The organism is Roseateles sp. DAIF2, from assembly GCF_015624425.1.
Lineage (GTDB): Bacteria > Pseudomonadota > Gammaproteobacteria > Burkholderiales > Burkholderiaceae_C > Kinneretia.
On record NZ_CP049919.1, the window covers coordinates 3,836,527 to 3,859,125 of the forward strand.

A 22,599-nucleotide genomic window follows, 5' to 3' on the forward strand; every position below is an offset into this window, starting at 1 on the left:
GCGATGACCTTGTATGTGTCCGACCTCGACGGCACCCTGCTGGACCGCGAGGCCCAGCTCTCCACCGTCACCCGCGCCGGCCTGACCCGGCTGCTGGACGAGGGCCTGTCCTTCACCGTGGCCAGCGCGCGCCATGTGTCCTCGATCGCGCGTATCCTGCAGGGCCTGCCGCTGCGGCTGCCGGTGATCTCGGCCAATGGCGCCTACATCAGCGAGATGCTGACCGGCCGCCACGAGATGGTCAACGCGATGGACCCCGCGATCGCGCAGGCCATCTTCGCGCTGATGCGCCGGCGCGGCTTCATGCCCTTCGCCTCGACGAACGGCCCGCGCGGCGACCGCCTGTTCTGGCAGTCGGTGAACAACGAGGCCCAGCTGGACTTCGTCGAGCAGCGCCAGAAGAACGGCGACCCGCGCCTGCGGCATACCGAGGACCTGGGCGCGGAGCTGGTCGACCCGGTCGTCACGATGATCCTGGTCGAGCGCGAGGCGCTGCTGCGCGAGCTGATGGCCGAGATCCACCAGCTGATCGGCGAAGAGACGATCGAGATGCATCTGGCCGATGACCTGTACCGCCCCGGCTGGCCCTGGCTGACCCTGCATGACCGCCGCGCCACCAAGGACCAGGCGATCCGCACCCTGGCGCAGCGCTATGGCCTGGCCGAGCGTGAGATCGTCGTGTTCGGCGACCAGGTCAACGACATCGGCATGTTCCGCAGCGCCCACCGCGGCATCGCGATGGGCAATGCGATCGAGGACATCAAGCGCCAGGCCCACGCCGTCATCGGCCACCATGCCGACGACAGCGTGCTGCGCTTCATCGAGGACGACTGGCGCCGCTGAAGCCCGGCCTCAGCGCTGCTGAAGCAGCTGGCCCAGCAGCCCGCCCAGGTCCAGGCCGCCGGGCCCCTCCTGCGGCAGCTGGCCCTGCGGCGTCAGCCGGTCCACCACCTGGGGCAGCCATTGGCTCAGCTGCGCGCCGGCCTCCTGGCTGGAAACGCCGGCCTGCCCGGCCAGGCGCTCCAGCAGATCGCCGCCCAGCGCCGCACCGAGTTGGTCGCCCGAGACCGGCTGGTTCGCACCGGTCGAGACCCAGGACTGCACCTGCTCGCCCAGCCCCGCCTGCTGCAGCTGCTGCAACAGGCCGCCCAGACCGCCGCCAGCGGCGCCCTGCCCGCCCTGATCCTGCAGCAGGCCGACGATCAGCCGCACCCAGTCCACGCCACCGCCACCCTGCTGCGCCTGGCCGCCCAGGGCCTGCTGGGCCGCGCCCAGCAAGGAATCCATCAAACCCATGATCGTGCTCCGGTAAGGGGCGGTGCCTGCCACCGCCGCCCTGCCGATTGTGAACTGCTAATCCTGCGCCATGGTGTCCCGCGCATCGGCGGCGCCCTCATGCTGGCGCAGCTGGTAGAAGATGAAGGCGGCGAGCGCTGCCATCGCGCCGATCGCCAGATAGGTAGCGTGGAAGGCCGGCACCAGGACCGCGCCATCGGCGCCGCGCGCACCGCCGGAGAACAGCAGCAGGAAGGCGCTGGAGGTGGCCACGCCCAGGCTCATCGACAGCTGCATCACGACCGACAGCAGGCTGTTGCCGCTGCTGGCGGTGCGCGCGTCGAGGTCGCCCAGGGTCAGGGTGTTCATCGCGGTGAACTGCAGGCTGTTGACCATGCCGAACAGGCCCAGGTGGATCGCCAGCCAGGTGTGGCTGGTGTCGCGGTCGACGATCGCGAAGCTGGCGATCATCAGGCCCAGCAGCAGGGTGTTGGCGACCAGCACGCGACGGTAGCCCACCGCACGGATCAGCCTGATCGCCAGGGTCTTGGTCAGCATCGCGCCCAGCACCGCGGGAATCATCGACAGCCCCGCGACGCTGGGCGAGAAGCCCAGGCCCAGCTGCAGGAACATCGGCGTCAGGAAGGGCGTGGCGCCGCTGCCCAGGCGCGCGAACACATTGCCGATCAGGCCGATGCGGTAGGTCGGGATCGAGAACAGCGCGCGCTCGAACAGCGGCGCCGGCGCGCGCGCCGCATGCAGCCAGTAGGCCATCATGCAGGCCAGGCCCGCGACCAGCATCACGATGCAGACCGCGGTGCCGATCACATGCTCGCCGAAGCCCTGCAGCGCCAGCGACAGCAGCATCAGCCCTAGGCTGAACAGCGCGAAGCCGCCCCAGTCGAAGGCGCGCGGCGCCGGGTCGCTCAGCTGCGGCATAAAGCGCAGGCTGGCCAGCACGCCGATCAGGCCCACCGGCAGGTTGATCAGGAAGATCCAGTGCCAGCTGGCGTACTGGGTCAGGAAGCCGCCCAGTGCCGGCCCCAGCAGCGGGCCGACCAGGCCGGGCAGCGCGATGAAGGTCATCACCGGCAGGAACTCGTCCTTCGGGAAGGCGCGCAGCACCGCCAGCCGCCCCACTGGCACCAGCAGCGCGCCGCCGACGCCCTGCAGCACCCGCGCCGCCACCAGCACCGCCAGCGAGGGCGCCAGCGCGCAGGCCAGCGAGCCCAGGCTGAACAGCACGATGGCCCAGATGAAGACGCGCCGGGTGCCGAAGCGGTCCGCCAGCCAGCCCGAGGCCGGGATCAGCATCGCCACCGTCAGCAGATAGGCGACCACGGCCGACTGCATGCGCAGCGGGTTCTCGCCCATGTCGCGCGCCATGCCGGGCAGCGCGGTGTTGAGGATGGTGGTGTCCAGCGTCTGCATGAAGAACGCCAGGGCCACCACCCAGGGCAGGTAGCGGCGGGTGGCCGCATCCAGCTGCGGGCGCTCGGAATCGGTGTGGGGCATCGTGCCCCGAGTATCGCGGCGCCGGCACCCGGAAAAACGCCCGCCGGGCGATAGCCGGGCGGGCGTGCTGCGGGTGTGGCGCGGGCGCCGATCGGTGCCCGCCTGCCGTTTCTTTTTACTTGCGCAGGTAGTCGAAGAAGGCCTTGGAGTTGGACTCGCGGCCCAGGAACTCGCGCACCAGTTCGGGCGCCGGCTTCTGGCCGCCGTTGCCCAGCACGATGTCGCGGTAGCGCTGGCCGGTCACGGGGCTGAGCTTGTCGTCCTTGAAGGCGGTGCGCAGGTCCATCGCCAGCACCAGGCTCCACAGATAGCCGTAGTAGCCGGCGCCGTAGCCGCCCGCGATATGCGCGAAGCCGGCCGGGAACATCGAGCCCGGCACATGGCCCAGCGGCGTCGCGCCCTCCAGCTTGGCCCACAGCGGCAGCGGCTCGGGCTTGTCGGCACCGAACAAGGCCAGGTCATAGCTGGCGTACAGGTACTGGCGGCCGTAGAAGCTGCCCTTGGCGAACTCCTTGGCGGCCACCGCCTGGTCGACCATCGCGTCCGGCACCGGCTTGCAGGCGGCGCAGACCTCCTGCATCAGCTTCAGCACCTTCTTGTCGTAGACCCAGTCCTCCAGCATCTGCGAGGGCGCCTCGACGAAGTCGTGCATCACCGCGGTGCCGCCCTGGCTGGCGTAGCGCGTCTTCGACAGGTTGTTGTGCACCGCATGACCCAGCTCGTGCAGCAGGGTCTCGACCTCGTCCAGGGTCAGGCCTTGCCGGTCGAAGTTGACCACCAGGGCCGCGGTCGGCGTGCGCTCGATGCGGGTGCTGCTGCTGCGCAGCGGCCAGACCGCCGCATGGTTGTACTTGCCCTCGCGCGGGTAGAGGTCGACATACATGGTCGCGAGCGGCTTGCCGCTGGCGGCGTCGCTGACGGCATAGGCCTGCGCTTCGGGATGCCACAGCGGCGCGTCGACGCGGGTGTAGCGCACGCCCATCAGCTTCTCGATCACGCGCATCGAGAAGGCCAGGCTTTCCTGCGGCGGGAAATAGGGGCGGAAGGCCTCCTGGTCGACGCTGAAGCGCTGCTTGCGGATGCGCTCGGTGTAGAAGGTCGCATCCCAGCGCTGCACCTGGGTCGCCTCCAGCGACTGGCCCAGATGCTCGGCCTTGGCGCGGCGCAGCTCGACCAGGTCGGCGCGCTCGCCCTCGGTCACCGTGCTCTTGACGTCGTTCAGGAAGCGCCAGGCGGTGGCGCCATCCTTGGCCATGCGGCGGCGCAGGTTGAAGTCGACATAGTTGCTGAAGCCGAACAGCTTGGCGTACTCGAGCCGCTTGGCCTCGATCTCGGCCAGCAGCTTCAGGTTCGCCTGGCCGCCCTCGTTGACCTTGGCGCGCCACATGCGCTCGCGCGTCGCCTCGATCTCGGCGCCCTGGATCACCGGCACATAGCTCGGGTAGTCCACGCCCAGCACGACCTTGCCCTCGGCATCGCGCGGCGCCTTCTTCCAGACGCCCTCCGGCACACCCTTCAGCTCGGCTTCGGTGAAGCTCACCTTGATGCCGGCGTCGCGGATGTTCTTCTCGAACTTCTGGGTCAGCTCGGCCAGCTGGTCGGCCAGCTGCTTGGCGCGCTTGCGCTTGGCCGGCGGCAGCGCGACGCCGCCATCCTCGAACACGCCCGAGCCCACGCGCACCAGCTCGCGGTCGATGTCATCCTTGACCGGTGCGCGCTTCAGCGCCTTGTAGAGCTTCTCGTTCTGGTTGAAGCTGGACGAGAAATCGGCCCAGCGCAGCGAGCAGGCCTGGGCCGCGTCGCGCACCGCCTTGTCCGGATGCACGTTCAGCACGAACTCGATCGGGTACTGGGTGTCTTCCTGGAAGGCGTAGAAGTCGTCGTAGGCGGCCAGCCAGCCGGCGTCCACTTGGCGCGACTGCAGGGTCTGCAGGCGCTGCTTGGCGGCGCTCAGCCCGCTGTCGCAGGCCGCCTTGACCGCGGCGGCATCCTTGTACTGGGGAAAGGCCGGCCCCGGCAGCTGGCTGGCCTGGGCCGCGGCCTGCAGGGCCAGCAGGCCGGCCAGGACCAGCAGGCGATGCTTGGTGTTGTTCATCATCGGTAGGCTCCTCGCCGCGACTCGTGGAGGTGGTGCGGCATGGCCGCCGATTGTGCCGCCGGCGGCACGCCCCGCCCCGCTCTTGCGACGGACGACCGATGCGGGGGCACGAAGCGCGGCGGCCCTCACCCACCCGGCTTGCGACTTTGTTCACGCCCCGCCAACCGTTTGACACATCTTTGCGCCGTCTCAAGCCCCTGCACAGGGGGCTTGCCAAGCAAGCTGTGGTCCAATCTGGGGTTTGTACTGAACTCGCCCAAAAGGCCTGCGGACTTACCCGCAGGAGCGGCCCGATTCGCTTGACGCTCTCCGTGACCCTTGCCTAAGCTGCGCGCCGACCACCATGATCGACGCCAGCCGCGCCACCACCCCCACCGCTGAAAGAGCCCCCCGCCTGCATCGTTTGATTCAAACGTGCGGTCTGGTGCTGGCTCTCGCCGGCGGCCCGGTGCTGGCGCAGCAGCTGCCCACCGCCGCCCTGCCCGCGCAGGCCGCGGCCTCGCAGACCCAGGGCGGTCCGCAGCAGGCGGCGGGTGACGCGGTCAGCCGCTTTCTGATGGAGCGCGGCATCCTGGGCCAGGCCGCCCACGAGGGCCTGCTGGGCCAGGTGCGCGACAAGGCCTCCGAGCTGGTGCTGGCCTCGATGAACTTCCTCGGCGTGCCCTACAAGCGCGGCGGCAACACGGCCGAGAACGGCTTCGACTGCTCGGGCTTCACCCGCCATATCTTCGAGATGAGCGTGGGCCTGGTGCTGCCACGCCGCGCCGACGAGCAGGCCAAGCTGTCCAGCCTGATGCCGATCAAGAAGGATGAGCTCAAGCCCGGCGACCTGGTGTTCTTCAACACCATGCGCCGCACCTTCTCGCATGTCGGCATCTATGTCGGCGAAGGCAAGTTCATCCATTCGCCGCGCGCCGGCGGCAAGGTGCGCGTCGAGGACATGCGCGACGCCTACTGGGCCAAGCGCTTCACCGGCGCCCGCCGCGCCGACCTGAACGCGGCCGACAAGAGCGGCGCCGCGGCCACCGCGCTGAACTGAGCCGCACCGCCCCCTCGCCTCAAGCCGCGGGGAATCGAGGCATCCCCGCCTCCAGCGGCAGCCGCAACCCCTTGCACAGATAGCTGACCGTCCGGTAGAAGCCGGCCAGCATCAGCAGCTCCAGGACCGCCTCCTCGCTGTAGAAGCCGCGCAGCTCGGCCCACAGGCCGTCGTCGATGTCGCAGTCGCGATGCAGGGCATCGCACAGGCGCAGCAGCACGCGCTCCGAAGCATCCCAGCAGGCGGCATCTGGCGCCCCTGCCACCGTCGCGCGGACCTGCTCCTCGCTCAGCGCCGCGCGCCGGCCGAACAGCGCGACATGCACGCCCCACTCATACTCCGCGCCGCACAGCGCGGTGGTGCGGTCGATCACGATCTCGCGCTGGCGCAGGCTCAGATGCCCCGGGTCCAGCAGCCCGCCGGCGAAGAAGCGCTTGAACAGGCGCGGGTCGCGCGCCAGGGTGCTGAACAGCCGCAGCGGCGGCCGGCCCTGCATCAGCGAATCCAGGCGTTCGGCCACCTCCGGATCGAAGGGCGGCAAGGCGGGGGCGAGACGTGCAGCGGTCATGCGGGTGCTTCCTTTCTTCTCTCGGTTCGGCAACCAGGCCGGCCGATGCTAGGCTTCATGCTGTATAAAGTAAAGCATGCCCATATCGAAGACGACACCCCTGATCGGCAGCCCGGTCCGCGGCTCGAGCAGCGGCCGCCCGCTGATGGTGGCGCTGGACCTGCTGGGGCGGCGCACCGCGCTGCGCGTGCTGTGGGAGCTGCGCGGCGAGCCGCTGACCTTCCGCGCGCTGCAGGAGGCCTGCGAGACCAACACGCGCCTCCTGAACACACGGCTCACAGAGCTGAAGGAGGCGGGCCTCGTCGAGCATCTGCCCGGCGGCTACCGCCTGTCCGACGAGGGCCGCCGGCTCAGCGCGGCGCTGCAGCCGCTGACGGCATGGGCGAAGCGCTGGGGGGAGGCGCAGGATGGCCGGGATTAGGGCCTGCCCTCGAAGCGCAGCACATGCGCCGTCGCGGCAAAGGCCTCGTTGCCGGCCAACTTGCCGCTGATGGTCTCGACGACGCGAAAGCCCTCGCTCAGGTACAGCGCCAGCGCCGCCTCATTGCCGACCAGCACGTCCAGCGCCAGCGGCCCGTCCGCGGCTTCCACGACGGCCTTCAGCAGGGCTCGGCCGACGCCGCGGCGGTACTGCAGCGGATCGACATAGAGCCAGGTCAGCTCCTCGTCGGTGAAGCCGGCAAAGCCCAGCACCGGCCCGCCCGCTGCGCCCTCGGCCACCAGCAGGGTGGCCTCGAACAGGCCCTCGGACTCGCCGGTCTCTTCCAGGCTCAGGAAGGCGTCGGACAGGCCGCTGGCCGCCAGCTCGAAGCGACGCGCCGCATCATGGATCTCGCAGATCCGGGTCCAGTCGGCGGGCTGATAAGGGCGAATGTGCATGCGCAAGACTCGGGAAGGATGGAAGGAAGCAAGACGCCGCATTGGAAACATGCCCCGCCGGCGCGTCCATCGCTCCTGCGAGGGTTGCGCCCAGAAAAAAGCCGGGCATCGCCCGGCCTTCGATCGCGATGCGGGTCGCGGCTCAGAACGCCGCGATTCCCGTCTGCGCGCGCCCCAGGATCAGCGCATGGATGTCATGCGTTCCCTCGTAGGTGTTGACCACCTCCAGGTTGACCAGATGGCGGGCGATGCCGAACTCGTCGCTGATGCCGTTGCCGCCCAGCATGTCGCGCGCCATGCGGGCGATGTCCAGCGCCTTGCCGCAGCTGTTGCGCTTCATGATCGAGGTGATCTCGACCGCGGCCGTGCCCTCGTCCTTCATGCGGCCCAGGCGCAGGCAGCCCTGCAGGCCCAGGGTGATCTCGGTCTGCATGTCGGCCAGCTTCTTCTGGATCAGCTGATTCGCAGCCAGCGGCTTGCCGAACTGCTTGCGGTCCATCGTGTACTGGCGGGCCTTGTGCCAGCAGTCCTCGGCCGCGCCGAGCGCGCCCCAGGCGATACCGTAGCGCGCGCTGTTCAGGCAGGTGAACGGTCCCTTCAGGCCACGCACCTCGGGGAAGGCGTTTTCCTCGGGGCAGAACACCTCGTCCATCACGATCTCGCCGGTGATCGAGGCGCGCAGGCCCACCTTGCCGTGGATGGCAGGGGCGGAGAGGCCCTTCCAGCCCTTCTCCAGCACGAAGCCGCGGATCTGGCCGCCCTCGTCCTTGGCCCAGACGACGAAGACGTCGGCGATCGGGCTGTTGGTGATCCACATCTTGGACCCGGTCAGCGAGTAGCCGCCGTCGACCTTCTTGGCGCGGGTGATCATCGAGCCGGGGTCGGAGCCATGGTTGGGCTCGGTCAGGCCGAAGCAGCCGATCCATTCGCCGCTGGCCAGCTTGGGCAGGTACTTCTGCTTGGTGGCCTCGCTGCCGAACTCGTTGATCGGCACCATCACCAGCGAGCTCTGCACGCTCATCATCGAGCGGTAGCCGGAGTCGACGCGCTCCACCTCGCGCGCGATCAGGCCATAGGCCACATAGTTCAGGCCGGCACCGCCGTACTGCTCGGGGATCGTCGGGCCCAGCAGGCCCAGTTCGCCCATCTCGCGGAAGATCGCGGCGTCGGTCTTCTCGTGGCGGAAGGCCTCCAGCACGCGCGGCGCCAGGCGGTCCTGGCAATAGGCGCGCGCCGCGTCGCGCACCGCGCGCTCGTCCTCGCTGAGCTGCTGTTCCAGCAGCAGCGGGTCGTCCCATTGGAATTGAGCCTTGGTGCTCTTGGCCATCGCTATCTCCTTGATTGCTTGCTTGTGAATCATCAACTGCATGAGCCACCCGGCCCTCAGGCCCCAGTATTCGCCGGGCGACGATTCGTGTCCAATTCAATAAAACACTTCGACGATACGTATCACCTATGACCACCGATCCGCGCCTGGAGTTCCGGCACCTGCGCTATTTCCTGGTGCTGGCCGAGGAGCTGCATTACGGCCGCGCCGCCCAGCGCCTGGCGATCTCGCAGCCGCCGCTGTCGGTGGCGATCCAGCAGCTGGAGGCCAGCGTCGGCGCGCGGCTGTTCGACCGCGACAGCAAGGGCGTGCGCCTGACGCCGGCCGGCGCGGCCTTTCGCGGCAGCGCCCGCGCGCTGCTGCAGCAGACCGAGGATGCCTGCGCCCTGGCGCGCGAGGTGCAGGCCGGCGAGGTGGGCCGGCTGCGCCTGGGCTTCGTCGGCTCGGTGCTGCTGAACGGCCTGGCCGGCTGGCTGCAGGCCTTCCAGGCGCGCTACCCCAAGGCCGAGGTGGTGGTGGTGGAGCTGAACTCGCAGGACCAGATCGACGCGCTGCTGCGGGAGGAGCTGGACCTGGCCCTGATCCACACCGACCGGCTGCCGCCGGCGCTGGCGCACCGGCCGCTGTACAGCGAGCCCTTCATGTGCTGCCTGCCCGAATCGCACCCGGCCCTGCCGCGCGCACGCGGCAAGGCGGTCTCGCTGGCCAGCCTGCGCGATGAGCCCTTCATCCTGTTCTCGCGCAAGGGCTCGCCGGACTACCACGCGCGCATCGTCGAGATGTGCCGCGAGCTGGGCTTCTATCCGCGGTTGCAGCATGAGGGCAGGCATTGGCTGTCGGTGGTGTCGCTGGTGGCGCAGGGGCTGGGCGTCTCGGTGGTGCCGGCGGCGCTGCAGCGCGCCGGGCTGCAGGGGGCGGTGTTCCGGCCGGTGGCCGAGGCCGTGCCGCCCTCGCAGATGTTCGCCGCCTGGCGCGCGCATCACGACTCGGCGCTGCGCGAGCAGTTCCTGGCGCTGGCGCCGCCGTTCGGCTCCTGAGGCAATCTCAGGCGGGCAGCACCGCCGTGACCTCGATCTCGACCTTGGCCCGGTCCTCGACCAGGCCGGCCACCTGCACCGCGGTCATCGCGATCGCATACTCCTGGCCCAGCACCTCGCGATAGGCCTGACCCACCTCGCGGCCGCGCGCCACATATTCGCGCTTGTCCAGCAGGTACCAGGTCATGCGGGTGATGTGCTCCGGGCCGGCGCCGGCCTCGGCCAGCACGGCCTTGATGTTGGCGAGGGCCTGGCGCACCTGGGCGACCAGGTCGTCGCTCTCGAATTCGCATTGCCCGTTCCAGCCGATCTGGCCGGCGACGAACACCACCCGGCCCGTCGCCGCGACGCCGTTGGCATAGCCGCGCGGCGGGGCCCAGCCCGCGGGCTGCAGGATCTGTTTGGTCGAGGTCATGTGCTTGCTTCGCTCCTGTTACTGCTGAGGGGATGCCGGGGCCAGGCGCTCCAGCGCGGCCCGCAGATCGTCGGGAAAGGGCTGGGGCTGGTGCGTGTCCAGCGAGGTGCAGACCAGCACCTGCTCGAAGGCCACGCGCCGGCCGTCCGGGCCGTCGAATGCGATGTCGAGGGTCAGCGAGGTGCGACCCAGTTTGACGATGCGGATGCGCTGGGTCAGCCGATCGCCCATGCGGCTGATGCGCTTGAAGTCGGTCGCCAGGTGCACGGTCGGCATGCCGATCCTGCGCGGCCCCAGCAGTTGCGCGTAGTCGACGTCCAGGCCCTGGGTGAACCAGTCCTCCACCAGCGCATTGAGCATCTCGAAATAGCGCGGGTAGAACACGATGCCGGCCGGATCGCAATGACCGAAGCGCACCAGTTCCTCGCGCTCGAAAACAATGGCGTCGTTCATCGCATCAGACCCCCAGGTAGCGGTGCCACAGGCCATGGTCCGCATCCAGCGCCGGCGAGTCGCCGGCCCAGACCACCTGGCCGCGCTCGACGATGCTGTGGTGATCGGCCAGGCGGATCAGGCGCTTCACATACTTGTCCACCACCAGGATGGTCTGGCCGGCCTCGCGCAGGCGGTCCAGGCAGCGCCAGATCTCCTCGCGGATCAGTGGCGCCAGGCCCTCGGTGGCCTCGTCCAGGATCATCAGGCGCGGATTCGTCACCAGCGCGCGGCCGATCGCCAGCATCTGCTGCTCACCACCCGAGAGCTGGTTGCCCATATTGGCGGCGCGCTCGGCCAGGCGCGGGAACAGCGCGAACACCCGCTCGACGGTCCAAGGCTCGCGGGCGCCGCAGCGGTTGCCGGCGAAGGCCTCAAGATGCTCGCGCACCGTCAGGTTCGGGAACACCTGGCGCCCCTCCGGCACGATGGCAAGGCCCAGGCGCGCGATGCGGTCGGCGCTCCAGCCGGTCACGTCCTGGCCGGCGAAGCGGATGCGGCCGCTGCTGGGCGCCATCCAGCCGGTCAGGCATTTCAGGGTCGTGCTCTTGCCCATGCCATTGCGGCCCAGCAGGGTCACGACCTGACCCTCGGCGATCCGCAGGTCCAGGCCGAACAGCACCTGGCTGCGGCCGTAGCAGGCTTCGAGGCCCGTCACCTCCAACAAACTCATGTTGGCCCCTCGTCCGATGAGTGCATCGGCCGATCCCCCAAAGGGATGCGGCCCGGCTTGGGGCGGCCCGGCGCTCGGGCCTTCACAGCGCCGCCTCCAGTTCCTCTTCATCGCCCAGATAGGCCTTCTTGACCTCCGGATGGGCGCGGATCTCGTCCGGCGCGCCGCTGGCGATGACCCGGCCGAACACCAGGGTCGAGATGCGGTCCGCCAGACGGAACACCGCGTCCATGTCGTGTTCCACCAGCAGCAGGGTCAGGCCTTGCGCCTTCAGATCCTGCAGCAGCGCCACCATGCGCTCCGATTCGTCCGGGCCCATGCCGGCCATCGGCTCGTCCAGCAGCAGCAGGCGCGGCTGGGCGGCCAGCGCCAGCCCCACCTCCAGCTGGCGCTGCTCGCCATGGGCCAGGCCGCCGGCCTCGCGGTCGGCCTGCGCACCCAGGCCGATGCGCACCAGCAGGGCTTCCGCCTGCGCGTACACCGCCTCATCCCGCAGCGCCGCGCGCCACCAGGACGGCCGCTCGGGCCGCCGCGCCTGCAGCGCCAGCGCCAGGTTGTCCAGCACCGAGAAGCGCTTGAAGATGCTGGTGATCTGGTAGGAACGCACCAGCCCGGCCTGCACACGCTCAGCCATGCCCAGGCGGGTCAGGTCTTGCCCGTCGAACAGGATGCGGCCCGAGTCCGGCGCCAGCGCGCCTGAGATCTGGTGGATCAGGGTGGTCTTGCCGGCGCCGTTCGGGCCGATCAGCGCATGCACCTCGCCGGCGCGCACCGCGAAGCTGGCGTCGTCGGTGGCGGCCAGCGCGCCGAAGCGCTTGACCAGTTGCTCGACCCGCAGCAGGGCTTGCCCATCAGCCATGGCTCGCCCTCCGGCGCCACAGGCCCGCCAGCCCGCGCGGCGCGAACAGCACCACCAGCAGCAGCGCCAGGCCCAGCGCCAGCTGCCAATGCAGGGTGTAGCCGGACAGGATCTCCTCCAGCAGCAGCAGCACCGCAGCGCCCAGCGCCCCGCCCCACAGCGCGCCGGCGCCGCCGATGATCACCATCACCATCAGCTGGCCCGACTGCGACCAATGCATCAGGTGCGGCGTCACCAGGCCGTTCAGATTGGCCAGCAGCGCGCCGGCCAGGCCCGCGATCGCGCCGGCCAGCACGAAGGCCTGCCATTGCACCGCGAACACCCGGCCGCCCACCGCGGCGATGCGGGTCTCGTTCTCCTTCGCGCCCTGCAGCAGCCAGCCGAAGGGCGAGTTGATCAGGCGCTGCAGGCCCAGGGTCACCGCGGCGAACAGCGCCAGCGCGACCCAGTAGAAGCTGGCGTCGTCCTTCAGGTCCAGCCCTGCCAGGGCCCAGCGCGCCGGCAGCGGCAGGCCGTCCTCGCCGCCATAAGCCTTCAGCGACACCATCAGGTAATAGAACATCTGGGCGAAGGCCAGGGTGATCATGATGAAGTAGACGCCGCGGGTGCGCAGGCTGACCGCGCCGATCAGCGCGGCGGCAAGACCCGACACCAGCATCGCGGCCGGCCAGGCGATGAAGGCCGAGCTCACGCCCGCGTCCATCAGGATGCCCACCGTGTAGGCGCCCAGGCCGACGAAGGCCGCATGGCCGAAGCTGACCAGGCCGCCGAAGCCCAGGATCAGGTTCAGGCTGGAGGCCGCGATCGCGAAGATCAGGATGCGGCTCGCGACGCCGACATAGAACTCCAGGCCGAAGGCGGCCAGCAGCGGCGGCAGGGCCGCCAGCAGCGCGAGCAGCGGCCAGATCCAGCGGCCGGCGCCGCGATGGTGAAGCAGGCTTGTTCTCATCATCAGCCTCGCGCGGGGAACAGGCCTTGGGGCTTCCAGAACAGCACGGCCGCCATCAGCACATAGATCAGGATCGAGGCCAGCGCCGGCCCCAGGTTCGAGGCCACCTCGGGCGAGGCCAGCTGGCGCAGCAGCGCCGGCAGCAGGGTGCGGCTGCAGGTGTCGACCAGACCCACCAGCAGCGCGCCGACCAGGGCGCCGCGGATCGAGCCGATGCCGCCGATCACGATCACGACGAAGGCCAGGATCAGGATGCTCTCGCCCATGCCCACCTGCACCGCCAGGAGCGGCCCCAGCAGCGAGCCGGCCAGCGCGCACAGCGCCGCACCAAAGCCGAACACCGCGGTGAAGAGCCAGCGGATGTTCACCCCCATCGCGGTGGCCATCGCCCGGTTCGACGCGCCGGCGCGCACCCACATGCCCCAGCGGGTGCGGGTCACCAGCAGATAGAGCAGCACCGCCACCGCCAGGCCCACGCCGATGATCAGCAGCCGGTAGGCCGGATACATCAGCCCCGGCAGCAGCTCCACCGGGCCCGACAGCGCGGCCGGCGTGTTCAGCATCACCGGCTGCGCGCCCCAGATCATGCGCACGCCCTCGTTGATGATCAGGATCAGCGCGAAGGTCGCCAGCACCTGGCTCAGGTGGTCGCGCTGGTACAGGCGCCGCAGCAGGGTGGTCTCCAGCAGCATGCCGAAGGCCGCGGTGCCGACCAGGGCCGCGCCGATCGCCAGCAGGAAGGAGCCGGTCGCCGCCATCACGGCCGCGGCCAGGTAGGCCCCCACCATGTACAGCGAGCCATGGGCCAGGTTGATCATGTCCATGATGCCGAACACCAGGGTCAGCCCGGCGGCCAGCAGGAACAGCATCAGCCCGAACTGCAGGCCGTTCAGGGCCTGCTCGGCAACGAGGATCCAGTCCATCCGCGCGGGCTCAGCTGGCCTTCATCTTGCACGACGCGGCATAGGCGTCGGCATGGTTGCTGAAGACCTTGGAGAGGGTCTTGTTGGTGACGCGGCCCTGCGAGTCCTTGGTGATCACGCGCAGGTAATAGTCCTGCACCGGGTACTGGTTGTTGTTGTACTTGAAGGCGCCGCGCACCGAGTCGAACTTGGCGGCCTTCAGCGCCTTCAGCAGCGCCGGCCTGTCCTCGATCTTGCCCTTGACGTCGCGCACCGCGGCGGCCATCGACAGCGCCGCGTCATAGCCCTGGCTGGCGTACAGCGAAGGCAGGCGGCCATAGTCCTTCTGGAAGTCGGCGACGAACTTCTTGTTGACCGCGTTGTCCATGTCATGCGCCCATTGCGAGCTGTTGAACATGCCCAGCATCGGCTCGCCGACCGCCTTGATCACGTCCTCGTCGGCCGAGAAGCCGGGGCCGAACAGGGTGATGTCCTTGGACAGGCCGGCGCCGACGAACTGCTTGATGAAGTTGATGCCCATGCCGCCCGGCAGGAAGATGTACATCGCGTCGGGCTTGGCGGCGCGCGCCTGGGCCAGCTCGGCCGAGTAGTCCAACTGCCCCAGCTTGGTGTAGATCTCGTCGGCAATCGTGGCATTGGCGCCCTTGTAGAAGCGCTTGAAGCCGGTGATCGCATCCTTGCCGGCTGGGTAGTTGGGCGCCAGCACCACCACCTTCTTGAAGCCCTTGTCCATCACCGTCTTGCCGACCACCTCGTGCAGGGTGTCGTTCTGCCAGGCGATGTTGAAGAAATACGGGTTGCACTGCTCGCCGGCGTACTGCGAGGGGCCGGCGTTGGCGCTGATATAGGGCACCTTGGCGTCGAACACGCTGGGGCCGACCGCCAGCATGATGTTGGAGAACACGATGCCGGTCATGAAGTCGACCTTGTCGCGCTTGAGCAGGCGATCCGCGCTCTGCTTGGCGACATCGGGATTCTGCTGGTCGTCCGCCGTGACCACCTCGACCGGCAGACCGCCGAACTTGCCACCCAGATGCTTGACGCCCAGCGCGAAGCCGTCGCGGATGTCCACGCCCAGACCCGCACCGGGGCCGGACAGGGTCGACAGCATGCCGACCTTGACCTTGTCGGCCGCCCAGGCCTGCTGGCCGGTGGCGGCCATTCCCAACAACAACATCGCGGCACACAGAACGGCGGGGTTCTTCTTCATACCTTCTCCAATGGGGTTCGGGGTTCTTGTGGGGAGGAAAGCCGGCGCGGGGGCCATCAGTCCGGCCGGCGCAGGCGGAAGCGCTGCAGCTTGCCGGTTTCGGTGCGCGGCAGGCTGGCGCGGAACTCTATCGCACGCGGGTACTTGTAGGGCGCGATCGTCGCCTTCACATGGTCCTGCAGCTCCCGGATCAGGGTCGGGTCTTGCGCCAGCTGCGGCTGCACGCCCTCGCGCAGCACGACGAAGGCCTTGACGATCTGGCCGCGCTCGGCGTCGGCCACGCCGACCACGCCGCATTCCGCCACCTTCGGATGGGCCAGCAGCGCGCTCTCCACCTCGGGGCCGGCGATGTTGTAGCCGCCGGAGATGATCATGTCGTCGGTACGGGCCTGGTAGACGTAGTAGCCCTGCTCGTCGACCAGATAGGCGTCGCCGGTCAGATTCCAGCCGTTCTTCACATAGCCGGCCTGGCGATCGTCGGCCAGGTAGCGGCAGCCGGTCGGCCCCTTGACCGCCAGCTTGCCGACCTGGCCCGCCGGCAAGACCCGGCCCTCCTCGTCCAGGATGCAGGCGCGGTAGCCGGGCACGGGCTTGCCGGTGGCGCCGGGCCGGGCCTCGGCCTCGGTATGCGAGATGAAGATGTGCAGCAGCTCGGTGGCGCCGATGCCGTCGATCATCTCGATGCCGGTGACGTCCTTCCACAGCTGCCGCGTCGCGGCCGGCAGCGCCTCGCCGGCGCTGACGCATTTGCGCAGGCTGGACAGATCATGTTCTCCGGCGTGGGCCGCCATCGCGCGGTAGGAGGTCGGCGCGGTGAAGCAGACCGTGGCCCGGTACTGGGCGATCGCCGGCAACAGCAGCTCGGGCGAGGCTTTCTCCAGCAGCACGGTCGAGGCGCCGACGCTCATCGGGAACAGCAGCAGCCCGCCCAGGCCGAAGGTGAAGGCCAGCGGCGGGCTGCCGATGAACACATCGTCGGCCACCGCGCGCAGGCAATGCGCGGGCCAGCAGCGCAGGATGGCCAGCACGTCGCGATGGAAATGCATCGTGCCCTTGGGCTGGCCGGTGGTGCCGGAGGTGAAGGCGATGATGCAGCAGTCGTCCGCCGCGGTGTCCACGTTCGCGAAGTCCGCCGGCTTGGCCCCGGCCAGGGCCTCGATGCCGTCCGGCGCCGCGCCGGCCATGTAGTGGGCGATGGTTTTTAAGCTCGGGCATTGCGCCTGCGCCAGCGCCAGCTCCTCGGCCAGGCGCGCGTCGCACAGCGCATGGCTGACCTCGGCCTTCTGGATCACCTGGCACAGCTCCTTGGCGCGCAGCAGCGGCATCGTCGCCACCGCGATCGCGCCGACCTTCATGATCGCGAACCAGCAGGCCGCCATCTGCGGACAGTTGGCGCCGCGCAGCAGCACGCGGTTGCCGGGCACGACGCCCAGGTCCTCCACCAGCACGCGGGCGATGCGGTTCGCCTCGGCCTGCAGCTGCGCATAGCTCCAGCGCAGGCCGCCGGCGCCCAGCAGGCAGGGGCGATCGCCGCGGCCTTCACGCACCCAGCGGTCCAGCAGCTCGTCCGCACAGTTCAGCCGCTCGGGGAACTGCAGCTCGGGCAGATCGAAGACCAGCTCCGGCCACTGGTCCTGCGGCGGGAGGTTTTCTCGTGCAAAGGTATCCAGATGTGCCGTGTAAGTCATGACTCTCTCGTTAGCCGTTCTTCAGAAGGTCTCGACCGATGATCAACTGCTGTACTTCGCTGGCGCCCTCGTAGATGCGCAGCGCGCGGATCTCGCGATAGAGCGACTCGACAATCTCGCCGCTCTTCACGCCGCGCCCGCCATGCAGCTGCACCGCCGCGTCGATCACGTGCTGCGCGCCCTCGGTGGCCATCAGCTTGGCCATCGCGGCCTCGCGGGTGATGGTCTGCCCCTGGTCGCGCTGCCAGGCGGCGCGGTAGACCAGAAGCGCGGAGCTGTCCACGCTGCAGGCCATCTCAGCGAGCTTGGCCTGCGTCAGCGGCAGATCGGCAAGCGTCGCGCCAAACATCGGGCGCTCTCTCGATTGGCGCAGCCCCTCCTGCAGCGCGCGGCGCGCGAAGCCCAGGGCCGCGGCGGCTACCGAGGTGCGGAACACGTCCAGGGTGCGCATCGCCACCTTGAAGCCCTCGCCGGGCGCGCCGATCATCTGGCTCTTGGGCACGCGGCAGTTGCTGAACTTCAGGCGCGCCAGCGGATGCGGCGCGATCACCTCGATGCGCTCGGCGATCTCGAAACCCGGCAACCCGGCATCGACGATGAAGGCGCTGATGCCGCGCGAACCCGGCGCTTCGCCGGTGCGCGCAAACAGCACATAGAAGTCCGCGATGCCGCCATTGGAGATCCAGGTCTTCTCACCGTTGATCACATAGTCGTCGCCATCGGCGACGGCGCTGCACCGCATCGCCGCGACGTCCGAACCCGCCTCCGGCTCCGACAGCGCAAAGGCCGCCAGCGCCTCGCCGCGAGCCACGCGCGGCAGATAGCGCTCGCGCTGCGCGGCCGTGCCCTGCAGCGAGATCGCGCCGGAGCCCAGGCCCTGCATCGCGAAGGCGAAGTCGGCCAGGCCATGGTGGCGCGCCAGGGTCTCGCGCAGCAGGCAGATCGCGCGGGTGTCGATCGCCTCGCCCTCGCCCGCCACCGCATGGTTCAGCCAGCCGCCCTGCCCCAGGGCCTTCACCAGCGCCCTGCACTCGGCATCCACGTCGGAGTCATGCGCATGACCGGAAAGCTGCGTCGCGCACCAGGCCTCGAGCGAGGTCGCCAGCTCGCGGTGTTTGGCGTCGAAGAAGGGCCAGTCGAGGTGCTTCAGATGAGACATCTCAGTCTCCCTTGAACTCGGGCCGCTGCTTGGCGACGAAGGCGTGGTAGGCGCGGTGGAAGTCCTGCGTCATCATGCAGATCGCCTGGGCCTGCGCCTCGGACTCGATCGCCTCGTCGACGCCCATCGCCCATTCCTGGTGCAGCATCTTCTTGGTCATCGCATGGCCGAAGCTGGGGCCGTTGGCGATCTCGCCGGCCCAGGTCAGCGCGTTCTCCAGCAGCACCTCGGGCTCCAGCAGCCGGTTCAGGAAGCCCCATTGATGCCCCTCCTCGCCACCCAGGCTGCGGCCCGAGTACAGCAGGTCCGAGGCGCGGCCCTGGCCGATGATGCGCGGCAAGATTGAGCAGGCGCCCATATCGCAGCCGGCCAAGCCGACGCGGGTGAACAGGAAGGCGGTCTTGCTGCGCGCGGTGCCGACGCGCAGGTCCGAGGCCATCGCGACGATCGCGCCGGCGCCGGCACAGACGCCGTCGATCGCCGAGATGATGGGCTGCGGGCAGGCCCGCATCGCCTTCACCAGGTCGCCGGTCATGCGGGTGAAAGCCAGCAGATCGGGCATGCTCATCTGGGTCAGCGGACCGATGATCTCGTGCACATCGCCGCCGGAGCAGAAATTGCCGCCCGCGCCCTGCACCACGATGGCCCGCACCTCGTCCACATAGCTCAGCGTGCGAAACAGGTCGCGCAGCTCGGCATAGGACTCGAAGGTCAGCGGGTTCTTGCGCTCGGGCCGGTTCAGGGTGATCAGGCCCACCGCGCCGCGCTGCTCCCAGAGGAAGTGTTCGGGCTTGAAGTCCGCGAGGCTGCGGCGGTTGCCGTCGATCAAATGCTTATCCATTGCTTATTGCTTCCTCGTTGTCTCGGCAAGATGGGTCTTCAGCCCGGCCAGCAACTCGTAGACCTGGGCCTTTTCATCGGCGCCCCAGCCGGCCAGCAGTTCGACGATCCAGCCCTCGTGGGTGGCGGCCATGCGCTTGAACTGGCGCTTGCCGGCCGGGGTCAGCTTGACGGTGAAGCTGCGCCGGTCGCTGGGGTGCGGCTCGCGCAGCACCAGGCCTTCCGCCTCCAGCTGGTCGGTGATGCCGGTGACATTGCCGCCGGTCACCATCAGGCGCTGCGACAGCTCGCGCATCGTCAGCCCGTCGGGGCTGCGCTCCAGCTGGGCCAGCAGGTCGAAGCGCGGCAGGGTGGTCGCGAAGTCCTGGCGCAGGCGCTGGCGGATCTGGTCCTCGATGCGCGTGGTGCAGGCCAGCAGGCGCAGCCAGAGCTTCAGCGCCTGGTGGTCGCGGTCGCTGACGCGCGATTCCAGGTCGGGTTCGGGCAGCAGGCCGTCGTCCAGCATCACATGATCTCCCCACCAGCGATCGCGATGGCCTGGCCGGTGATCGAGCCGCTGCCGGGCTGCAGCAGCCATGCCACCGTCGCGGCCACCTCCTCGGGCTGGATCAGCCGGCCCTGCGGATTGACCGCGGCCAGCTCGGCGCGTGCGGCCTCGGCCGTGCGCCCGGTCTTGGCGGTGATGGTCTCGACCGCCTGCGCGACGATCTCGGTCTCGGTATAGCCGGGACAGACGGCATTGACCGTCACTCCCTTCCTGCTCATCTCCAGCGCCAGCGCCCGGGTCAGGCCCAGCACCCCATGCTTGGCCGCGCAGTAGGCCGCAACATAGGCATAGCCCTTCAGCGCCGCGGTGCTGGCCACATTGACGATGCGGCCGAAGCCCTGCTGCGTCATGCCGGGCAGCACCGCGCGGCTGCACAGAAAGGTGCCGGTGAGGTTCACGTTCAGCAGGCGCTGCCAGGTCTCCAGCGAGGTCTTGGCCAGCGGCGCGGTCTCGACCTGGCCGGCGTTGTTGACCAGGATGTCGACTTGGCCGACGGCCGCGAAGGCGGAGGCCACGCTGGCCTCGTCGCCGACATCGCAGACCTGGACCGCGACCTTTCCGCCCAATTGCCGCTGCTGCGCCTGCAGACGTTCCAGGCTGCGGCCCATCAGGGTGATGCGATGACCGTCGTCGAGCAGACGCCTGGCGATCGCGGCGCCGATGCCGCTGCCGCCACCGGTGATCACGGCATGTCCTTGCGTGCTCATACGCCCAGCGCCTTGTTTGCGGCATCGGCCGCGGCGGCGCCACCGCCCTGGGCGCGCTGGCGTCCGAACTCGCGCTCCAGCTGGGTCTTGCCGGAGATGTAGGGCTGCGGCCAGTCCAGGCCCGGGCCGCCGAGGTAGCCAATCTTGGCGGCCTCGGTCAGGGTCCAGGCCGGGTTCGCCAGATGCGGGCGGGCGATCGCGCAGAGATCGGCGCGGCCGGCCGCGATGATGCTGTTGACATGGTCGGCCTCGGAGATCGCGCCGACGGCGATCGTCGCGATGCCGACCTTGTTGCGCACGGCCTCCGAGAACGGCGTCTGCCACATGCGGCCGTAGGTGGGCTTTTCGGCCTTGCTGACCTGGCCCGAAGACACGTCGATCAGATCCGCACCGGCCGCCTTGAAGGCCGCGGCGATCCGCACCGCATCGTCCGGCGTGGTGCCACCCTTGACCCAGTCATGCGCCGAGATGCGCACCGACATCGGCTTGTCCTGCGGCCAGACCTCGCGCATCGCGGTGAAGACCTCCAGCGGATAGCGCAGCCGGTTTTCCAGCGAGCCGCCGTACGCGTCCTCGCGCCGGTTGGTCAGCGGCGAGATGAAGCTGGACAGCAGATAGCCATGGGCGCAATGCAGCTCCAGCCAGTCGAAGCCGGCGGCCGCGGCCCGCTTCGTCGCGGCGACGAAGTCGGCCTTGACCCGGTCCATGTCCTCGCGCGTCATCGCGCGCGAGGTCTGGCTGACGCCTTCCAGATACTGCTGGGGCGAGGCCGAGATCAGCGGCCAGTTGCCCGCCTCCAGCGGCTGGTCGATGCCCTCCCAGGCCACCCGGGTCGAACCCTTGGCGCCGGCATGGCCCAGCTGCATCGCGATCTTGGCCGTCGTGTGCGCGTGCACATGGTCGACGATGCGCTTCCAGGCCGCGCCCTGCGCGTCGCTCCACAGGCCCGGGCAGCCGGGCGTGATGCGCGCGTCGGGCGAGGTGCAGGTCATCTCGGCGAACACCAGGCCGGCGCCGCCGGCGGCGCGCGCACCCAGGTGCATCAGGTGGTAGTCGCCGGGCAGGCCGTCGACGCAGGAGTACTGCGCCATCGGCGAGACGACGACGCGGTTCTTCAGCGCCGTGCCGCGCAGCTTGAAGGGCGTGAACATCGGCGGCACCGCCTGGCCGCCGGCCACGCCGCTGCGCTCGCCCAGCCAGCGCTCGAACTCACGCACATAGCCGGCATCGCGCAGGCGCAGGTTCTCGTGCGAGATGCGCTGCGAGCGGGTCAGCAGCGAATAGGCGAACTGCTCGGGCGCCAGCCGCGCATGGCGCTCGACGTTCTCGAACCATTCGGTGCTGTTGCGCGCCGCGTTCTGGATGCGCAGCACCTCGATGCCGCGCGCCGCCTCGTAGTCCTTCAGCGCCGCGTCCAGTTCGCCCTGCGCCGCTTGACCGATGTCGCGCGCCAGCGCGATCGCATCCTCCAGCGCCAGCTTGGTGCCGGAGCCGATCGAGAAATGCGCGGTATGCGCGGCGTCGCCCATCAGCACCACCGGCACGCCGGCAGCATTGCGGTGCACCCAGCGCTGGCAGACCACGCGCGGGAAGCGAATCCATTGCGCCGAGCCGCGCAGATGCGAGGCGTTGGAGATGAGCTTGTGGCCGTCCAGCACCTTGGCAAAGAGCTGTTCGCAGAAGGCGATGCCCTCCTCCTTGCTCATCGCCTCCAGCCCAGCGGCCTGCCAGACGGCTTCCGGCGTCTCGACGATGAAGGTCGAATGGGTCTCGTCGAAGCGGTAGGCATGGGCCTGGAACCAGCCCCACTCGGTCTGCTGGAAGTCGAAGGTGAAGGCGTCGAACAGCTTGGTCGTGCCCAGCCAGACGAAGCGGCAGTTGCGCAGGTCGATGTCGGGCTGGTAGCTGGCCGCGTATTTCTGGCGGATGCGGCTGTTCAAGCCATCGGCCGCGATGATCAGGTCGGCGTCGACGATCTCGGCATCGTCCTGCACATCGCTCTGGTAGCGGATCTCGACGCCCAGTTCCTCGCAGCGCTGCTGCAGGATGTTCAGCAGCTTCATGCGGCCGATGCCGCAGAAGCCATGGCCGCCGGAGACCAGCTTGCGGCCCTGGATATGGACCGCGATGTCGTCCCAATGGTTGAAGGCATCGAGGATCTGGCCGGCGGTCTTCGGATCGGCCTCGCGCAGCGCGGCCAGGGTCTGGTCGGAGAACACCACGCCCCAGCCGAAGGTGTCGCCGGCGCGGTTGCGCTCCAGCACCGTGACGCGGTTCGCGGGGTTCTGCTTCTTCATCAGCAGCGCGAAATACAGACCGGCGGGACCGCCGCCTATGCAGGTGATGCGCATGGTGCCTCTTGACAACTCCAATGCGAGCCACTTTAGACATAGATATTT

At 69.2% G+C, this 22,599-nt stretch carries 23 protein-coding genes; 4 read left to right on the forward strand and 19 right to left on the reverse strand.

Going from position 1 to position 22,599, the window contains the following annotated elements:
- Nucleotides 1-3 precede the first annotated feature (3 nt).
- On the forward strand, nucleotides 4-843 hold the full coding sequence (locus tag G8A07_RS17865; protein ID WP_195793357.1) for an HAD family hydrolase: 840 nt from the start codon (nucleotides 4-6) through the stop codon (nucleotides 841-843).
- Nucleotides 844-852: 9 nt separating this feature from the next.
- Here G8A07_RS17865 and G8A07_RS17870 read toward each other — a convergent pair whose 3' ends face one another.
- From G8A07_RS17870 to G8A07_RS17880, 3 genes are all read right to left on the reverse strand, one after another.
- Nucleotides 853-1,296 (reverse strand): YidB family protein, encoded by a 444-nt coding sequence (locus tag G8A07_RS17870; RefSeq protein ID WP_195793358.1) that lies wholly within the window; start codon nucleotides 1,294-1,296, stop codon nucleotides 853-855.
- A 57-nt stretch (nucleotides 1,297-1,353) separates the two neighbouring features.
- The gene (mdtD, locus tag G8A07_RS17875) at nucleotides 1,354-2,790 is read right to left on the reverse strand and encodes a multidrug transporter subunit MdtD (RefSeq protein WP_195793359.1); all 1,437 of its coding nucleotides are present in this window, start codon (nucleotides 2,788-2,790) and stop codon (nucleotides 1,354-1,356) included.
- Nucleotides 2,791-2,905: 115 nt separating this feature from the next.
- Nucleotides 2,906-4,888, reverse strand: a complete 1,983-nt coding sequence (locus G8A07_RS17880; RefSeq protein WP_249937041.1) for a M3 family metallopeptidase — start codon at nucleotides 4,886-4,888, stop codon at nucleotides 2,906-2,908.
- A 424-nt stretch (nucleotides 4,889-5,312) separates the two neighbouring features.
- On the opposite strand from G8A07_RS17880, the gene G8A07_RS17885 reads away from it, so the two are divergent.
- Nucleotides 5,313-5,927 (forward strand): C40 family peptidase, encoded by a 615-nt coding sequence (locus tag G8A07_RS17885; RefSeq protein WP_371816378.1) that lies wholly within the window; start codon nucleotides 5,313-5,315, stop codon nucleotides 5,925-5,927.
- Nucleotides 5,928-5,946: 19 nt separating this feature from the next.
- Here the strand turns inward: G8A07_RS17885 and G8A07_RS17890 are convergent, their stop codons facing one another.
- A complete protein-coding gene (locus tag G8A07_RS17890) occupies nucleotides 5,947-6,495 on the reverse strand; it encodes a carboxymuconolactone decarboxylase family protein (RefSeq protein ID WP_195793361.1) in 549 nt (182 codons plus the stop codon).
- 145 nt (nucleotides 6,496-6,640) lie between these two features.
- Between G8A07_RS17890 and G8A07_RS17895 the strand changes: the two genes are divergently transcribed.
- Nucleotides 6,641-6,916: a helix-turn-helix domain-containing protein gene (locus G8A07_RS17895; RefSeq protein WP_195797833.1), complete on the forward strand. Its 276-nt coding sequence runs from the start codon at nucleotides 6,641-6,643 to the stop codon at nucleotides 6,914-6,916.
- On the opposite strand, the gene G8A07_RS17900 is transcribed toward G8A07_RS17895, so the two are convergent.
- Both G8A07_RS17900 and G8A07_RS17905 read right to left on the reverse strand, forming a co-directional pair.
- Nucleotides 6,913-7,374, reverse strand: a complete 462-nt coding sequence (locus tag G8A07_RS17900) for a GNAT family N-acetyltransferase (protein WP_195793362.1) — start codon at nucleotides 7,372-7,374, stop codon at nucleotides 6,913-6,915. The genes G8A07_RS17895 and G8A07_RS17900 overlap by 4 nt on opposite strands.
- Before the next feature lie 142 nt (nucleotides 7,375-7,516).
- Complete coding sequence (locus tag G8A07_RS17905) at nucleotides 7,517-8,701, reverse strand: acyl-CoA dehydrogenase (protein WP_195793363.1); 1,185 nt, start codon at nucleotides 8,699-8,701, stop codon at nucleotides 7,517-7,519.
- A gap of 146 nt (nucleotides 8,702-8,847) precedes the next feature.
- On the opposite strand from G8A07_RS17905, the gene G8A07_RS17910 reads away from it, so the two are divergent.
- A complete protein-coding gene (locus G8A07_RS17910; protein ID WP_195797834.1) occupies nucleotides 8,848-9,738 on the forward strand; it encodes a LysR family transcriptional regulator in 891 nt (296 codons plus the stop codon).
- 7 nt (nucleotides 9,739-9,745) lie between these two features.
- Here G8A07_RS17910 and G8A07_RS17915 read toward each other — a convergent pair whose 3' ends face one another.
- The 13 genes from G8A07_RS17915 to G8A07_RS17975 form a co-directional block, all read right to left on the reverse strand.
- Nucleotides 9,746-10,153: a RidA family protein gene (locus G8A07_RS17915; protein WP_195793364.1), complete on the reverse strand. Its 408-nt coding sequence runs from the start codon at nucleotides 10,151-10,153 to the stop codon at nucleotides 9,746-9,748.
- 18 nt (nucleotides 10,154-10,171) lie between these two features.
- Complete coding sequence (locus G8A07_RS17920) at nucleotides 10,172-10,606, reverse strand: thioesterase family protein (RefSeq protein WP_195793365.1); 435 nt, start codon at nucleotides 10,604-10,606, stop codon at nucleotides 10,172-10,174.
- Nucleotides 10,607-10,610: 4 nt separating this feature from the next.
- On the reverse strand, nucleotides 10,611-11,318 hold the full coding sequence (locus tag G8A07_RS17925) for an ABC transporter ATP-binding protein (RefSeq protein ID WP_371816379.1): 708 nt from the start codon (nucleotides 11,316-11,318) through the stop codon (nucleotides 10,611-10,613).
- A gap of 82 nt (nucleotides 11,319-11,400) precedes the next feature.
- The gene (locus G8A07_RS17930) at nucleotides 11,401-12,177 is read right to left on the reverse strand and encodes an ABC transporter ATP-binding protein (RefSeq protein WP_195793366.1); all 777 of its coding nucleotides are present in this window, start codon (nucleotides 12,175-12,177) and stop codon (nucleotides 11,401-11,403) included.
- Nucleotides 12,170-13,126 carry a branched-chain amino acid ABC transporter permease gene (locus G8A07_RS17935; protein WP_195797836.1) on the reverse strand — a complete coding sequence of 319 codons (957 nt, stop codon included), beginning with the start codon at nucleotides 13,124-13,126 and terminating at the stop codon, nucleotides 12,170-12,172. Before G8A07_RS17935 ends, G8A07_RS17930 begins: the two co-directional genes overlap by 8 nt.
- Nucleotides 13,127-13,128: 2 nt before the next feature.
- Complete coding sequence (locus G8A07_RS17940; protein WP_195793367.1) at nucleotides 13,129-14,049, reverse strand: branched-chain amino acid ABC transporter permease; 921 nt, start codon at nucleotides 14,047-14,049, stop codon at nucleotides 13,129-13,131.
- Nucleotides 14,050-14,059: 10 nt separating this feature from the next.
- A complete protein-coding gene (locus G8A07_RS17945) occupies nucleotides 14,060-15,259 on the reverse strand; it encodes an ABC transporter substrate-binding protein (RefSeq protein ID WP_195793368.1) in 1,200 nt (399 codons plus the stop codon).
- Nucleotides 15,260-15,315: 56 nt separating this feature from the next.
- Nucleotides 15,316-16,947 carry an AMP-binding protein gene (locus G8A07_RS17950; protein ID WP_195793369.1) on the reverse strand — a complete coding sequence of 544 codons (1,632 nt, stop codon included), beginning with the start codon at nucleotides 16,945-16,947 and terminating at the stop codon, nucleotides 15,316-15,318.
- A gap of 10 nt (nucleotides 16,948-16,957) precedes the next feature.
- Nucleotides 16,958-18,106: an acyl-CoA dehydrogenase family protein gene (locus G8A07_RS17955; RefSeq protein WP_195793370.1), complete on the reverse strand. Its 1,149-nt coding sequence runs from the start codon at nucleotides 18,104-18,106 to the stop codon at nucleotides 16,958-16,960.
- Nucleotide 18,107: 1 nt separating this feature from the next.
- The gene (locus G8A07_RS17960) at nucleotides 18,108-18,947 is read right to left on the reverse strand and encodes an enoyl-CoA hydratase family protein (RefSeq protein ID WP_195793371.1); all 840 of its coding nucleotides are present in this window, start codon (nucleotides 18,945-18,947) and stop codon (nucleotides 18,108-18,110) included.
- A gap of 3 nt (nucleotides 18,948-18,950) precedes the next feature.
- Nucleotides 18,951-19,451, reverse strand: a complete 501-nt coding sequence (locus tag G8A07_RS17965) for a MarR family winged helix-turn-helix transcriptional regulator (protein ID WP_195793372.1) — start codon at nucleotides 19,449-19,451, stop codon at nucleotides 18,951-18,953.
- A complete protein-coding gene (locus tag G8A07_RS17970) occupies nucleotides 19,451-20,200 on the reverse strand; it encodes an SDR family NAD(P)-dependent oxidoreductase (protein ID WP_195793373.1) in 750 nt (249 codons plus the stop codon). Before G8A07_RS17970 ends, G8A07_RS17965 begins: the two co-directional genes overlap by 1 nt.
- Entirely contained in the window at nucleotides 20,197-22,551 is a 2,355-nt protein-coding gene (locus G8A07_RS17975) for a bifunctional salicylyl-CoA 5-hydroxylase/oxidoreductase (protein WP_195793374.1), read from the reverse strand. The genes G8A07_RS17970 and G8A07_RS17975 overlap by 4 nt, the downstream gene beginning before the upstream one ends.
- Nucleotides 22,552-22,599: the final 48 nt, after the last annotated feature.